Raw genomic sequence first — 13,132 nt, 5'->3', positions numbered from 1 at the left:
AGGCGTTGCTCCGTGGCGGCTCTCGTCTAATACATGTGGCGCTCGATACCGAGGTACTCGAAGATCTTGCTGGAGATTTCCTCGATCGAGGTGTGCGTGGTGTTGAGGACGGGGATGTTCTCCCGGCGCATCAGGCGATCGGCCTGTTCCAGTTCCCAGCGGCATTGCTTCAATGTGGCGTAGCGGCTGCCGGGGCGGCGCTGCTCGCGGATCTGTGCCAGGCGGACCGGATCGATGGTCAGGCCGAACAGCCGGCTGCGGTAAGGGCGGAGGCGGGTCGGCAGTTCCAGCTTGTCGAGGTCGTCGTCCGTGAGCGGATAGTTGGCGGCACACACCCCGTAATGCAAGGCCATGTAGAGGCAGGTGGGGGTCTTGCCCGAACGGGACACCCCGACCAGCACCACGTCGGCCTGGTTGTAATCCACGTCCAGGCCGTCGTCGTGCGCCAGGGCGTAGTTCGTGGCCTCGATGCGGGCCTCGTAACGTTCAAAATCCACCAGGCCGTGGGACCGGTTCACAGCGCCGGATTGCTTCGCGCCCAGTTCGGCCTCCAGAGGCTCGATGAAGGGGGCGAACACGTCGAGCATCAACGCACCGCTGCCGGCCACGATGTCGCAGAGGCTTCGCGACGTCATCGTATTGACCACAATGGGCCGCTGACCGTCCTGGGCGTACTTGGTCTTGATGCGCAGCGACGCCGCCTCGGCCTTCGCCGGGTTGTCGATAAAGGGCAACCGGTGGGTGTCGAACTGGACCCCCTCGAACTGAGCGAGCATGCTGTTGCCGATGGTCTCGGCCGTGATGCCGGTCGAATCGGAGATGAAGAACACGGTGCGGCGCATCGGGCGTTTTCCCTGCGTTTGGCTCATGGGAACCACCTTAGCGCAAGACGCCGGGATGACAATCCACCCCGCATGATCCCTGAACGTTTGTGCATCGCGCCTTGTATCGGCTGCGACCGGCACTCGACAATGCGCGGATTTTCTAGCGCGGCCCGCCGCAAAACCGACGAACCGATGTGAGGACTTTCCTTTGAGCGACCTGGTACTTTGGCTCGACGCGCTACGCATGACCGACCTGGGCAAGGTGGGCGGCAAGAACGCCTCCCTTGGCGAGATGATCGGCAACCTGGCGAAACTGGGGGTTTCGGTGCCGGGCGGATTCGCCACCACGGCCGATGCCTTCCAGACCTATCTTGAGAAGAGCGGGCTGGCCAAGCGCATCGCCGAACGCCTCGCCACCCTAGACGTGGACGACGTGGACGAACTCGTCCGCGGTGGCAAGGAGATCCGCGGCTGGATCGTCGACACCGCCCTGCCCGCCGATCTCGAACAGGCCATTCGCGACGCCTACGTCAAGCTCTGCAAAGACGCCGGCGCCACCGACATCGCGGTGGCCGTTCGTTCCTCCGCCACAGCCGAGGACCTGCCGGACGCCTCGTTCGCCGGGCAGCAGGAAACCTTCCTCAACGTCGTCGGCATCGACGACGTGCTGCACAAGGTGAAGGAAGTCTTCGCCTCGCTCTACAACGACCGTGCCATTGCCTACCGCGTACACCAGGGGTTCAAGCACGAGGACGTGTTCCTCTCCGCGGGCGTGCAGCTCATGGTCCGCTCCGACGTCGGCGCGTCGGGCGTGCTGTTCACCCTCGACACCGAGTCGGGCTTCCGCGACGTCGTCTTCGTCACCGGTTCGTACGGCCTTGGCGAAATGGTCGTGCAGGGTGCCGTGAACCCGGACGAGTTCTACGTCTTCAAACCGACCCTGCGCGAAGGCAAGCCGGCCGTGCTGCGCCGCAGCCTCGGCGCGAAGCAGCAGCGCATGGTCTATTCCGATCAGCCGGGCGAGCGCGTGCGCATCGAAGAAACGCCGGTCGCCGATCGCCACCGTTTCTGCGTCACCGACGCGGACGTCGAGGAACTGTCGCGCCAGGCGCTCATCATCGAGAAGCACTACGGCCGCCCGATGGACATCGAGTGGGCGAAGGACGGCAACACCGGCAAGCTTTACATCGTGCAGGCTCGTCCGGAAACGGTGAAGTCGCGCTCCCATGCCACCACGCTGGAACGCTTCCAACTGGGCGAAAAGGGCAAGGTGCTCACCGAAGGCCGTGCCATCGGCCAGAAGATCGGCGCTGGCAAGGCGCGCGTGATCCGTTCGCTCGCCGACATGAACAAGGTGCAGCCCGGCGACGTGCTGGTCGCCGACATGACCGACCCCGATTGGGAGCCGGTGATGAAGCGTGCCGCCGCCATCGTCACCAATCGCGGCGGTCGCACCTGCCACGCGGCGATCATCGCCCGTGAGCTGGGTGTGCCGGCGGTGGTGGGCTGCGGCAATGCGTTGGATACGATTCCCGATGGCGCCGACGTCACCGTGTCCTGCGCCGAAGGCGACACCGGCACGATCTACGAGGGCGTGCTGAAATTCGAGCGCATCACGGCCGACCTGGGCGCCATGCCCGAAGCGCCGCTGAAGATCATGATGAACGTGGCCAACCCGGAGCGCGCGTTCGACTTCGGCATGCTGCCGAACGCCGGCATCGGCCTGGCCCGCCTCGAAATGATCATCGCCAGCCACATCGGCGTGCATCCGAAGGCACTGCTGGAATACGCGAAGCAGGATGCGGAAACGAAGGCACGCATCGATGCACGGATCGCCGGCTACAAAGATCCCGTGTCGTTCTACGTGGATCGTCTTGCCGAAGGCATCGCCACCATCGCCGCCTCGGTGTATCCGAAGCCGGTAATCGTGCGCCTGTCCGACTTCAAGTCGAACGAATACGCCGGCCTGCTCGGTGGCTCGCGTTACGAGCCGCACGAGGAAAACCCGATGATCGGCTACCGCGGCGCCAGCCGCTATGTCGATCAGGGCTTTGCCGAGTCGTTCGGTCTCGAATGCAAGGCGGTGAAGTACGTGCGCGAGACGATGGGCCTCACCAACGTCTGGGTAATGATCCCGTTCGTGCGTACGCTCGACGAAGGCCGCAAGGTGATCGAAGTGCTGCGCGGGAACGGCCTGGTGCAGGGCGAGCACGATCTCAAGGTCATCATGATGTGCGAGGTGCCGTCCAACGCCCTGCTGGCGGATGAGTTCCTCGACATCTTCGACGGCTTCTCCATCGGCTCGAACGATCTCACCCAGCTCACTCTCGGCCTCGATCGCGATTCCAGCATCGTCGCCCACCTGTTCGACGAGCGCGATCCGTCGGTCAAGAAGCTGCTTGCGATGGCGATCAGCACCGCACGCGAAAAGGGCAAATACGTGGGCATCTGCGGCCAGGGCCCATCCGACCATCCGGATCTTGCCGAGTGGTTGATGGAGCAAGGCATCGAATCGATGTCGCTGAATCCCGATACCGTGGTCGATACCTGGTTGCGGCTGGCGAAGAAAAAGGCGGGTTGAAAAAGCTAAAACGGCGGGCTCAGGCCCGCCGTTTTTTTGACCAAGCAAATGCTGTCGCGTGCGGGCGCAAACGTTAACCCGGCTTTCACTGCTCGCGGTCTAGCTTTCGACACACAGGGGTGGCTTTAACGCTTGATTGCATCGCGTCAACAAGGAGGTAAGACATGGACGGGAAGCCAGTGGTGATAGATATCGACGTGGCGTCGATACGTGCTGGATTTGCGGGAGAGGAGACGCCCCGATGGAGCGCCACCACGTTAGATCGCATGCCAGGTGGTTCCTCTTCACGAAAAGAAGCCGTGAATTGGGACGCTTACGAACACCTTGTAGCGCAGGCGTTTTCCAAAATGGACGTGTTGCCGGACGAGAGACCTCTTTTCACAGTCTGGCGCCCGCTTATGCTGAAAGCCGATTTGGAAAAGATAACGCAGATCGCTTTTGAGACATTCAACGTCCCTGGTTTTTTCGCACAAAGCAGGGCAGCAGCGGTACTGACGTTGCAAGGCGCGTCCACGGGTGTCGTCGTTCATGTAGGCGCAGGCGAGATGGAGGCGGCTGCCGTAAAGCACAATGAAGTGGTGCTTCATGCTGTCTTGCGCGAAAACTATGCCGGCGGGCAGCAGCTCGCTACGCTGACCTACAATGTCATCAAGAAAACTGATGACGAAGTCCGTTCCGCGTTGCTCGGGAACATCGTGCTGGCGGGCGAGATCGACGAAAAAATAGCCGCCTCGCTGAAGGAAGGGATCAAGGCGCTTGCGCCACCGAATACGGTGATCAACCTGAGCACCCCTGCCAATTCACGCAATGCCTCGTGGCTAGGCGGCTCGATCGAGGCCCTCATCAGGTCTGACCAAAACGGCTTTATTTCCCGTGCTGAGTATCGCGAAGTGGACCTGCCCATCTTGCGTCGAGAACGCCCGATATGACGGCACACAGAGCAATGCCCCCAATGCGACAGGAACTTACGGCTCCCACCGATCCATCGGCGGGAGCCGACCCCGTCGGCGATTACATATGCACGGCCACACCAGCGTCGCGATAGCGAGCTACCATCGCGAGATCGGTATCGGGCGCCACTACCAGATGGGCGATACCGGTAATCGGCGCCGTGTGATGGGTGGCCGAGGCCACCAGCTTGTCGGGCGTGGCGATCGCCACGGTTTCGCCGCTGGCTTCGATGATCGCCTGCTTGAACACCGTTTCCTCCTCGTCGATCGTCCATAGTCCGCGTTGCGGATCGATGGCGCAGACGCCGGGAAAACACAGGTCGGCGCGGATGTCCTGTGCCTGGCGCACCGTGCGCGAACCGATGGCGCCGCCGATACGTGGGTCCAGTCGCCCGCCGAGAAGAATCACTTCGAAACCCGGCCGCCCCAGCACCGCCGTCGCGACATCAGGTGCATTCGTCACGACGGTGAGATCGCGATGGTCCGGCAACGCCTTTGCCAGTGCGGTATTGGTCGAACCCGCATCGATGAAGAGGATCTGCCCCTCCCCGACCAGCTCAGCGGCGACATGGGCCAAGGCCCGCTTCAATTCTGCCCGCTCCTGATGGCGCTCGCCCAGCGGCGCCACGTGCTGAACAAGCAGTGCGCCGCCATAGACGCGGCGACACAGCCCCTGAGATGCGAGATCGCGCAGGTCACGGCGAATGGAATCTTCCGAAACCCGAAATTCCTGAGCCAGGTCGGCCGCGACGACGCGCCCCTCGCGGTTGAGCCGATCGAGAATCCGTTGCTGCCGCTCGCGCGGCAGTGTCGTGTCGAGCGGAACGTTCACTGCGCCAGGAAACCGAGTTCCACCAGGTCAGCGCGCAACTGCTCCGGCGTATGGAAGTGGATGCCATGGATGCCCAGAGCGTCGGCGGCCTCTACGTTCGTCTTGTTGTCATCGATGAATACGGCACGCGTGGGATCGATGTCGTAGCGATCGAGCAGGGTTCGATAGAGTTTCGGATCGGGTTTGATCATGCCCTCCTCACCCGACACGACGATGCCGTCGAACAAGGTGAGGAAATCGAACCGCTCGCGTGCAAACGGGAATGTTTCGTGCGACCAGTTGGTGAGTCCGTACAGAGGGTGCCCCGCCTCTTTCAGTTCGCGCAGGATGCGCAGGCTGTCGTCGATCGAACCGCCGAGCGTCTCCTCCCAGCGATGCTGGTACGCGGCGATGAGTTCCGCCTTGGTCGGGTGTTGCTCGGTGAGCAGGCGGACCGCTTCGTCCCACGAACGCCCGGCATCCTGCTGCAGGTTCCATTCCGGCGTGGTCACCTCCGCGAGAAAGGTTTCCATTGCTTCCTCATCGTCGCCGAACAACTTCCGATAGAGATAACGCGGATTCCAATCGATCAGCACGCCGCCGAAATCGAAGATGACCACATCGCGCTTGCTGTGCATGGCTGTTCCTTGAAAGAGGTCAACGCCGCGCGATGGACGCGCAGCACGAGACGACGATGAGCAGCACCGCCACGCCACACAGGGCGATGGACAGGCTGCTGAGATGAGCGACGAAACCAATGACCGCCGGGCCGGCGAGCATGCCCGCGTAGCCGAGTGAGGTCACCGCGGCGATGGCGATGCCGGGCGAGGTGTTGGGCTGTCGCCCCGCGGCGCTGAACAGCACCGGCACGATGTTGGATGCGCCCAGGCCAACCAGTACGAAGCCCAGCAGCGCCGTCGGCCCCCACGGCAGGAGGGTGGCGAGGAAGAAGCCCAGTGCAGCGACGAAGGCACCGAAGCGGACGATCGACACGGGTCCGAGCGAAGCGGTGATGCGATCGCCAAGCAGGCGACCGCTGGCCATCGCCACGGAGAAGGCGGCATAGCCGAGCCCCGCCAGCGAAGGATCGAAGCCGCGCGAGAAGCGCAGGAACACGGCGCTCCAGTCGAGCATCGCGCCTTCCGCAAGAAACACCACGAGACAGAGGAAGCCCAGCAGGAACACCGACGCCGACGGCAACCGGAAGATCGAATGCGTCTGACCGTCGTCGTCGAGGCGCACGAGGAAATGCCGCCACTGGGTCAGCACGATGACCAGCAGAGCGGCAGACACCGCGAGCGCACTGCCGGTGAGCGGCGCACCGACCTTCAGCAAGCCCGCCATGCCCGCGGAACCGACCAGACCACCCACGCTGAAAAGACCGTGGAAGCCGGACATCATGGGTCTGCCCGCATGCTTCTCCACGTCCACCGCATGCGCGTTCATGGCCACGTCCACCACGCCCAACGACGCGCCGAAGAACAGCAGCGCGGCACCCAGCGCATAGACATTGGGCACGACGGTCAGCAGCGGCAAGGCCACGCAGACCAGCAACGCGCTGATGCAGATGACGTCACGATTGCCGTAGCGGTTGCTGAGAAAACCCGCCAGCGGCATCGCCGCCACGGCACCGCAACCCATACACAACAACACGAGGCCCAGCATGGCGTCGTCCAGGCCGAGCCGGGCTTTCGCGTACGGCACCATCGGCGCCCAACTGGCCATGCCGATGCCGGAAAGAAGAAAGATGAGCCGGGTCGCTCTGGCGGGATGCATGGAGGGCCTCGTCATTAGAACAGGCATAAATGTATGCAATCGTGCATAAACGTGCAATAGAAAAAGATCGCTTGCGCGCCCTCGCCGTCCACTGTACAAATGTACACATGTCGACACCTACCCTCACCGAGCGTCAGCAAAACACCCTCGCGTTCCTGCGTGAATACCTGCAGGCCCAGGGCATGCCGCCTACGCTGCGGGAAATTGCCGACGCCCTGGGCTTCTCCAGCCACAGCTCGGCGCAGGCATGCGTCGAGTCGCTGGTCCGCAAGGGCGTGCTCGAGCGTTCCCCCCAGCACCGTGGCCTGCGCCTGCCGGCGGGCAGCGACCTCCGTCGCGCCCTCGCCGCCAACGACCTGCCGCTGGTCGGCCGGGTCGCTGCGGGCTCGCCGATCCTCGCCGAGGAAAACATCGAGTCGCAGCTCGAGGTCGACCCTGCCCTGTTCCATCCGCGTGCCGACTATCTTCTTCGCGTGGTGGGCATGAGCATGCGCGATGCCGGCATCCTCGACGGCGATCTGCTCGCCGTCCACAAGACGGCCACCGCGAACGACGGCCAGATCGTCGTCGCCCGCCTCGATGACGAAGTCACCGTAAAGCGGTTGAAGCACGAGCGCGACCGTCTGCTGTTGCTTCCCGAGAATCCCGACTTCGCACCGATCGAAGTCGATCCACGTCGCCATGCGTTCGCCATCGAAGGGCGCTACGTCGGCATCATCCGCAGGACCTGACCATGAACGCCATCGTCTCCCCGAATCTTGCCCAGGTGCTCGACCATCCCGGTATCTGGCGTCGGTCCGCCGACCGTCAGCCGCGCGTTCGCGCGCTGTCCACGGGCTGGACCTCGCTGGACGCAAAGCTCCCCGGCGGCGGCTGGCCGCAGGGCGCGCTGAGCGAGATCCTGTTCGAGCACGACGGCCTGGGCGAACTGGACCTGGTGATGCCCGCGCTGGCGGCGCTCACGCAGGAACATCGACGGGTGATCTTCGTCGCGCCGCCTTACGTGCCCTACGCACCCGCGCTCGCGGCCGCAGGGGTAGACCTGCGCTTCCTGCACGAGATCAAGGCCGGTAGCACCGAGGCCGCCTGGAGCATGGAGCAATGCCTGCGCTCCGGTTGCTGCGGCGCCGTGGTCGGCTGGTTCCAGGACATCGACTACCGCAGCCTGCGTCGCCTGCAGTTGGCCGCCGAAACCGGCGATGCCTGCGCGATGATCTTCCGCTCGGCGACCCATGCCGCGCAGAACAGTCCCGCGGCGCTCCGCCTGAAGGTCAGCAACAGCGACGAGGCCACCTATGTGGACGTGCTCAAGTCGCGTGGTCTGCTGACCACCACCGCTCCGCTGCTGCGCATGCGGGCCTGATGGAAGTCCTCATGACGTTGCGTCGTCCACGCCGTCATGACGGACGCTCCGTCGTCGCCACTCCTACGCAGCCATGCTTTGGGCCTGTCTCCGTTTTCCCGGCCTGGCGTTCTCCGCCGCCTTCGCCGCGACACCGGAGGCAGGCCCTTCTGCCCTGCTCGACCACAAGGCTCGCCAACGCCTGATCGCCATGGCGAATGACGAGGCCGTGGGCTTAGGCATTCGTCGTGGGCAAAGCCTTGCCGCCGCCCGTGCCCTATGTCCCGCGCTTGAGGTCAAACCGCGCGACACGGATGCGGAAGCGCGCCTGCTTGGTGAACTGGCGGCCTGGTGCTACCAGTTCAGCGGCCACGTGAGTCTGGTGCCGCCGCACGCGATCCTGATGGAAGTCGGTGCAAGCCTCCGCTTGTTCGACGGGTGGCCCGTGCTGGCCGAGCGCCTGCGCCAGGGCCTGCTCGAACAAGGCCATGCCCACACGCTGGCGGTGACGCCGTTCGCCGCGGCCTCGTGGGTGTTCGCTGCCAGTGCCGACGGCATGGTGCTGCCCGAACGCGAAGGCGTGCGTCGCATGTTGGAAGCCCTGCCGCTGAAACAGAGTGGCCTGCCCACGGCCACGGTGAGTTCACTGCAGGCGATGGGTTTTCGTCGGCTGGAAGACGTCTTCCGTCTGCCGCGCCCCGAACTCACCCGGCGCATTGGCCGCGAGGGCGTGAACTGGCTCGACCGCATCCGCGGACAAGCCGCAGATGCCCTGCCCGCCTGGCATCCTCCAGCGAACTTCCAACAGAAGATCGAATTCGATGGCGAACTGGATGGCAGCCAGCCATTGTTGTTTCCCTTGCGTCGTCTTACTCGCTCGCTGGCCAACCTGCTCGCCGCGCGCGATGGCGGCGTGCAACGTTTCACGCTGACGCTCGAACACGCGCGCGACGAAGCGACACGCGTGGTGGTCGCCATGGCGACCCCGCAACGCGATGCCGAGCGTCTGTTCGAGTTGGCGCGCACGCGATTGGAACGGACTTCCTTGCCGGCACCCGCGCGCGCGATCGAACTGGATGCCGAGGAACTGCCGATATTCCGGCCGCCGCTGCGCGACCTGTTCGAGCCCGTTCGCGGCGATGGCCTGGATTGGCCCACGCTCGACGAGCGTCTACGTGCGCGCCTGGGCGATGCCGCCCTGCGCCAGATCGCGCTGGTAGCCGATCACCGCCCCGAACGTGCATGGCGTCACGGCACGCCCACGGGGGCGGTATCGCCACCGCGTGCGCGGCGACCGCTCTGGCTGCTTCCGCGACCGTTGCCGTTGCGCCCGAACCCGACTGCCGTGCTTGCCGGCCCCGAGCGCATCGAGAGCGGCTGGTGGGACGGCGGGGACACCCGCCGCGACTACTACATCGTGCGCACCGTCGAAGGCCAGCAAGCGTGGGCCTACCTTCCCGTGGGCACGCTCGACGGCTGGATGCTGCACGGCTGGTTTGCCTGACGATCGACGCGCCATGATGTCGATCGACACGACCCACCTGCTGCCGGCCAATGACGAAGCGGCCGAAGCTCCCGCGTACGCGGAATTGCATGCGCTCAGCGATTTCAGCTTCCAGCGCGGCGCGTCCAGTGCGAGGGAGTTGTTCGAACGGGCCAAGTCCATCGGTTACACGGCACTGGCCATTACCGACGAGTGTTCGCTTTCCGGCATCGTGCGGGGGCTCGAGGCATCGCTGGATACGGGCGTGCCCCTGATCGTGGGCAGCGAGCTACGGCTTTCCGACGGTACCGTCGTGGTGCTTCTGGTCGAGAACCAGGCGGGCTATGCGGAACTGTGTCGATTGATCACGCTCGGCCGCCGACGTGCCACCAAGGGCAACTACGAGCTTCATCGCACCGATCTCGAAGCGCTCGGGCAAGGCCTCTGCCTACTCTGGTGCCCTGGACCGTACGCCGTCACCGACCCGGCGACCCATGAAGCGCGCGCCGTATGGGTCGCCGCGCACTTTGGCGGGCGCGCCTGGCTTGCCGTGGAACTGCATCGCGGCCAGCACGACGAGGCGGCACTGACGGCATGGCGCGAACTCGGCGCCCGCCACGGCCTGCCTTGCGTCGCCGCTGGCGACGTCCACATGCATGTGCGCAGCCGTCGCGCCCTGCAGGACGTGATGACGGCCATCCGCCTCAACACGCCGTTGGCCGAAGCGGGACACGCCTTGTTCCCCAATGGCGAACGTCACCTGCGCCAACGCGAGGCGATCGCTCGCATCTACCCGCGCGACATCGTTGAAGAAACCCTCGTCATTGCAGCGCGGTGTACGGGTTTCGACATTCGCGGCATCCATTACGTCTATCCGCGCGAGCTGGTACCCGAAGGCATGGATCAGGCCGCCCACCTGCGTCGGCTGACCTTCGCGGGTGCCGCCACTCGCTGGCCGGAAGGCGTGAGTCCGGACATCGTCGAACGCATCGAGAAAGAACTCGATCTCATCGCTCAAAAGCAATACGAAGCGTTTTTTCTTACCGTCGCGGATATCGTCCATTTCGCGCGCTCGAAAAACATTCTCTGTCAGGGCCGTGGGTCAGCCGCCAATTCCGCGGTGTGCTTCTGCCTCGGCATCACCGAGGTGAATCCCGCGCAGATCTCCACCTTGTTCGAGCGCTTCATCTCCCTCGAACGCGACGAGCCACCGGACATCGACGTCGACTTCGAGCACGAGCGCCGCGAGGAAGTGCTCCAGTACGTGTTCAACAAATACGGCCGCGAGCGTGCCGCGCTCGCGGCCACCGTCATCAGTTATCGGTCCAAGAGCGCGGCACGCGACGTGGGCCGCGCGTTGGGTCTTTCCGAAGATCAGCTCGACCAGCTCAGCCGCGCCTACTCGCATGCGCATGGCGACGTACCCATCCCGGAGCGCCTGCGCGAACGCGGATTCGATACCAGCAGCCGGGTCATCCGCCATCTCATCTACCTGGTGGACGAACTGGTCGGCATGCCGCGGCATCTGTCGCAGCACGTGGGCGGCTTCGTCATTTCCGATACGCCGCTGCATCATCTGGTGCCCGTGGAAAACGCGGCCATGGACGAGCGCACGGTCATTCAATGGGACAAGGACGATCTCGAAACCATGAAGCTGCTCAAGGTCGACTGCCTCGCCCTGGGCATGCTCACCTGCATGCGCAAGGCGATCGACCTGCTTCGCGCGCAAGGAGGGCCCGACTATCGACGCCTTGCCGACATTCCCGAAAACGACGATGCCACCTACGCGATGATCCAGAAGGCGGATACGGTCGGCGTGTTCCAGATCGAATCGCGCGCGCAGATGTCCATGCTGCCGCGCCTCAAGCCGAAGGCGTACTACGACCTGGTGATTCAGGTGGCGATCGTCCGACCCGGTCCCATCCAGGGCGGCATGGTCCATCCCTATCTGCAGCGGCGAAAGATGCAGGAACCCGTCGTCTACGAGAAAGGCGTGAAGCCCGTGCTCGAACGCACACTGGGTGTGCCCATCTTTCAGGAGCAGGTGATGAAGCTCCTGCAGGTGGTGGCGGAGTTCAGCGCGGACGAATCCGATGATCTGCGGCGTTCCATGGCCGCATGGAAACGCCGCGGCGGATTGGAAAAGTTCGAACCGAAGATCCGGGAGAACATGGCGAAAAATGGTTACTCGCCCGAGTTCACTCAGCAGATCATCGACCAGATCAAGGGATTCGGCAGTTACGGTTTTCCCGAATCGCATGCGGCGGGCTTCGCTCTTATCGCCTATGCCTCGTCGTACCTGAAATGCCACCATCCCGAGGTCTTTACCTGCGCCCTGCTCAACAGTCAGCCCATGGGTTTCTATGCGCCGGCGCAACTGGTGGCTGACGCACGCAAGCATGGCGTGGAGGTGCGTCCGCCCGACGTCACCGCCAGCTATTGGGACTGCACGCTGGAACCTGTCGCGAGCAATCCGCACACGCATGCCCTGCGTCTTGGCCTGCGCATGATCGCCGGGTTATCCGTCGGTCTCGGCGAACGCATTGCCACCGCTCGGGCACAGTCGCCTTTCCGCGATCTGGCCGATCTCTGCCAACGCGCGAGTCTCAACCGATTCGAGCGTGAACGCCTGGCCGATGCAGGTGCATTGCGAGTGCTCAGCGGGCATCGCCATCGCGCGCGCTGGGAAAGCTCGGGTATCGAGCGCGGCCTGCCATTGATCCATGCCGTGGCCGAGGAACGCCCGGCCCTACGCCCACCCTCGCTTGCGGAAAACGTATTCGCCGATTACGCCACCCACGGCCTGTCGCTTGCTGCCCACCCTCTGCAGCTCATCCGAAAGGCCTTGCTGGCAAGGCGCGCCCGGCGGGCCAGCGATCTCGGAGACCAACGTCACGGCACCTGGGTGCGCCATGCCGGCCTGGTCACCGTGCGCCAGCGACCACAGACAGCCAGCGGCATCACCTTCGTCACCCTGGAAGACGAAACCGGACAGGTCAACGTGGTCGTGCGTCCGCGGGTCGCCGAAGCATGTCGCCGCGCCCTGCTCGATGCGGTACTGCTGGCCGTGGACGGCCAATGGCAGGCGATCGACGGCGTGCATCACCTTGTGGCAGCTCGTCTGCATGATTACAGCGACCTGCTGCCGACGCTGGATTCAGTGTCACGCGACTTTCACTGATCGCAGAAACTTGCGATGGCTTAACGACAGGATATTTTTTCCTGAACGGTGCCTCGCCGATTGCTGCGATGCAAGACCCATAGGCCGCAAAAAAGGGATAGCGTCTGCACACGCTTTCCACATCCGGTGTTACCGGTAAGCGATGCCATTGCGCCGGGCATCGCTCGTTCCCCAAGGCGCAATA

10 protein-coding genes are annotated in these 13,132 nt (G+C 64.0%); 6 read left to right on the top strand and 4 right to left on the bottom strand.

The annotated features are described in order from the left end of the window. Nucleotides 1–26 precede the first annotated feature (26 nt). Nucleotides 27–842 (bottom strand): posphoenolpyruvate synthetase regulatory kinase/phosphorylase PpsR, encoded by an 816-nt coding sequence (gene ppsR / locus IM816_RS07320; RefSeq protein ID WP_072320677.1) that lies wholly within the window; start codon nucleotides 840–842, stop codon nucleotides 27–29. A gap of 190 nt (nucleotides 843–1,032) precedes the next feature. Between ppsR and ppsA the strand changes: the two genes are divergently transcribed. Continuing rightward, nucleotides 1,033–3,405 carry a phosphoenolpyruvate synthase gene (ppsA, locus tag IM816_RS07315; RefSeq protein WP_250340372.1) on the top strand — a complete coding sequence of 791 codons (2,373 nt, stop codon included), beginning with the start codon at nucleotides 1,033–1,035 and terminating at the stop codon, nucleotides 3,403–3,405. Between the two features lie 164 nt (nucleotides 3,406–3,569). Beyond that, nucleotides 3,570–4,334, top strand: coding sequence for an acetate and sugar kinases/Hsc70/actin family protein (locus IM816_RS07310; RefSeq protein WP_250340371.1), 765 nt, complete (start codon nucleotides 3,570–3,572; stop codon nucleotides 4,332–4,334). A gap of 82 nt (nucleotides 4,335–4,416) precedes the next feature. On the opposite strand, the gene IM816_RS07305 is transcribed toward IM816_RS07310, so the two are convergent. The 3 genes from IM816_RS07305 to IM816_RS07295 are packed head-to-tail and all read right to left on the bottom strand — an operon-like array spanning nucleotide 4,417 to nucleotide 6,942. Beyond that, nucleotides 4,417–5,187 (bottom strand): DeoR/GlpR family DNA-binding transcription regulator, encoded by a 771-nt coding sequence (locus tag IM816_RS07305; RefSeq protein WP_250340370.1) that lies wholly within the window; start codon nucleotides 5,185–5,187, stop codon nucleotides 4,417–4,419. Next, nucleotides 5,184–5,804, bottom strand: coding sequence for an HAD family hydrolase (locus tag IM816_RS07300; protein ID WP_250340369.1), 621 nt, complete (start codon nucleotides 5,802–5,804; stop codon nucleotides 5,184–5,186). The genes IM816_RS07305 and IM816_RS07300 overlap by 4 nt, the downstream gene beginning before the upstream one ends. A gap of 19 nt (nucleotides 5,805–5,823) precedes the next feature. Next, complete coding sequence (locus tag IM816_RS07295; RefSeq protein ID WP_250340368.1) at nucleotides 5,824–6,942, bottom strand: MFS transporter; 1,119 nt, start codon at nucleotides 6,940–6,942, stop codon at nucleotides 5,824–5,826. 107 nt (nucleotides 6,943–7,049) lie between these two features. On the opposite strand from IM816_RS07295, the gene lexA reads away from it, so the two are divergent. From lexA to IM816_RS07275, 4 genes are all read left to right on the top strand, one after another. Further along, the gene (gene lexA / locus IM816_RS07290; RefSeq protein ID WP_250340367.1) at nucleotides 7,050–7,673 is read left to right on the top strand and encodes a transcriptional repressor LexA; all 624 of its coding nucleotides are present in this window, start codon (nucleotides 7,050–7,052) and stop codon (nucleotides 7,671–7,673) included. A 2-nt stretch (nucleotides 7,674–7,675) separates the two neighbouring features. Continuing rightward, complete coding sequence (gene imuA, locus IM816_RS07285; protein WP_072320672.1) at nucleotides 7,676–8,305, top strand: translesion DNA synthesis-associated protein ImuA; 630 nt, start codon at nucleotides 7,676–7,678, stop codon at nucleotides 8,303–8,305. Nucleotides 8,306–8,378: 73 nt separating this feature from the next. Then, complete coding sequence (locus IM816_RS07280) at nucleotides 8,379–9,788, top strand: Y-family DNA polymerase (protein WP_250340366.1); 1,410 nt, start codon at nucleotides 8,379–8,381, stop codon at nucleotides 9,786–9,788. A 16-nt stretch (nucleotides 9,789–9,804) separates the two neighbouring features. Next, complete coding sequence (locus IM816_RS07275; RefSeq protein ID WP_250340712.1) at nucleotides 9,805–12,948, top strand: error-prone DNA polymerase; 3,144 nt, start codon at nucleotides 9,805–9,807, stop codon at nucleotides 12,946–12,948. Nucleotides 12,949–13,132: the final 184 nt, after the last annotated feature.

The sequence above is a fragment of the Luteibacter flocculans genome (assembly GCF_023612255.1).
GTDB lineage: Bacteria > Pseudomonadota > Gammaproteobacteria > Xanthomonadales > Rhodanobacteraceae > Luteibacter > Luteibacter flocculans.
The sequence above is the reverse complement of the archived record's forward strand: the minus strand, read 5'-3'. Positions and strand labels throughout refer to the sequence as shown.

What these genes read in the sequence shown, in the direction of transcription:
- ppsR (WP_072320677.1), bottom strand. Translation starts at nt 842, where the DNA reads ATGCGCCGCACCGTGTTCTTCATCTCCGATTCGACCGGCATCACGGCC.
- IM816_RS07310 (WP_250340371.1), top strand. Translation starts at nt 3,570, where the DNA reads ATGGACGGGAAGCCAGTGGTGATAGATATCGACGTGGCGTCGATACGT.
- IM816_RS07300 (WP_250340369.1), bottom strand. Translation starts at nt 5,804, where the DNA reads ATGCACAGCAAGCGCGATGTGGTCATCTTCGATTTCGGCGGCGTGCTG.
- IM816_RS07295 (WP_250340368.1), bottom strand. Translation starts at nt 6,942, where the DNA reads ATGCATCCCGCCAGAGCGACCCGGCTCATCTTTCTTCTTTCCGGCATC.
- lexA (WP_250340367.1), top strand. Translation starts at nt 7,050, where the DNA reads ATGTCGACACCTACCCTCACCGAGCGTCAGCAAAACACCCTCGCGTTC.
- imuA (WP_072320672.1), top strand. Translation starts at nt 7,676, where the DNA reads ATGAACGCCATCGTCTCCCCGAATCTTGCCCAGGTGCTCGACCATCCC.
- IM816_RS07280 (WP_250340366.1), top strand. Translation starts at nt 8,379, where the DNA reads ATGCTTTGGGCCTGTCTCCGTTTTCCCGGCCTGGCGTTCTCCGCCGCC.
- IM816_RS07275 (WP_250340712.1), top strand. Translation starts at nt 9,805, where the DNA reads ATGTCGATCGACACGACCCACCTGCTGCCGGCCAATGACGAAGCGGCC.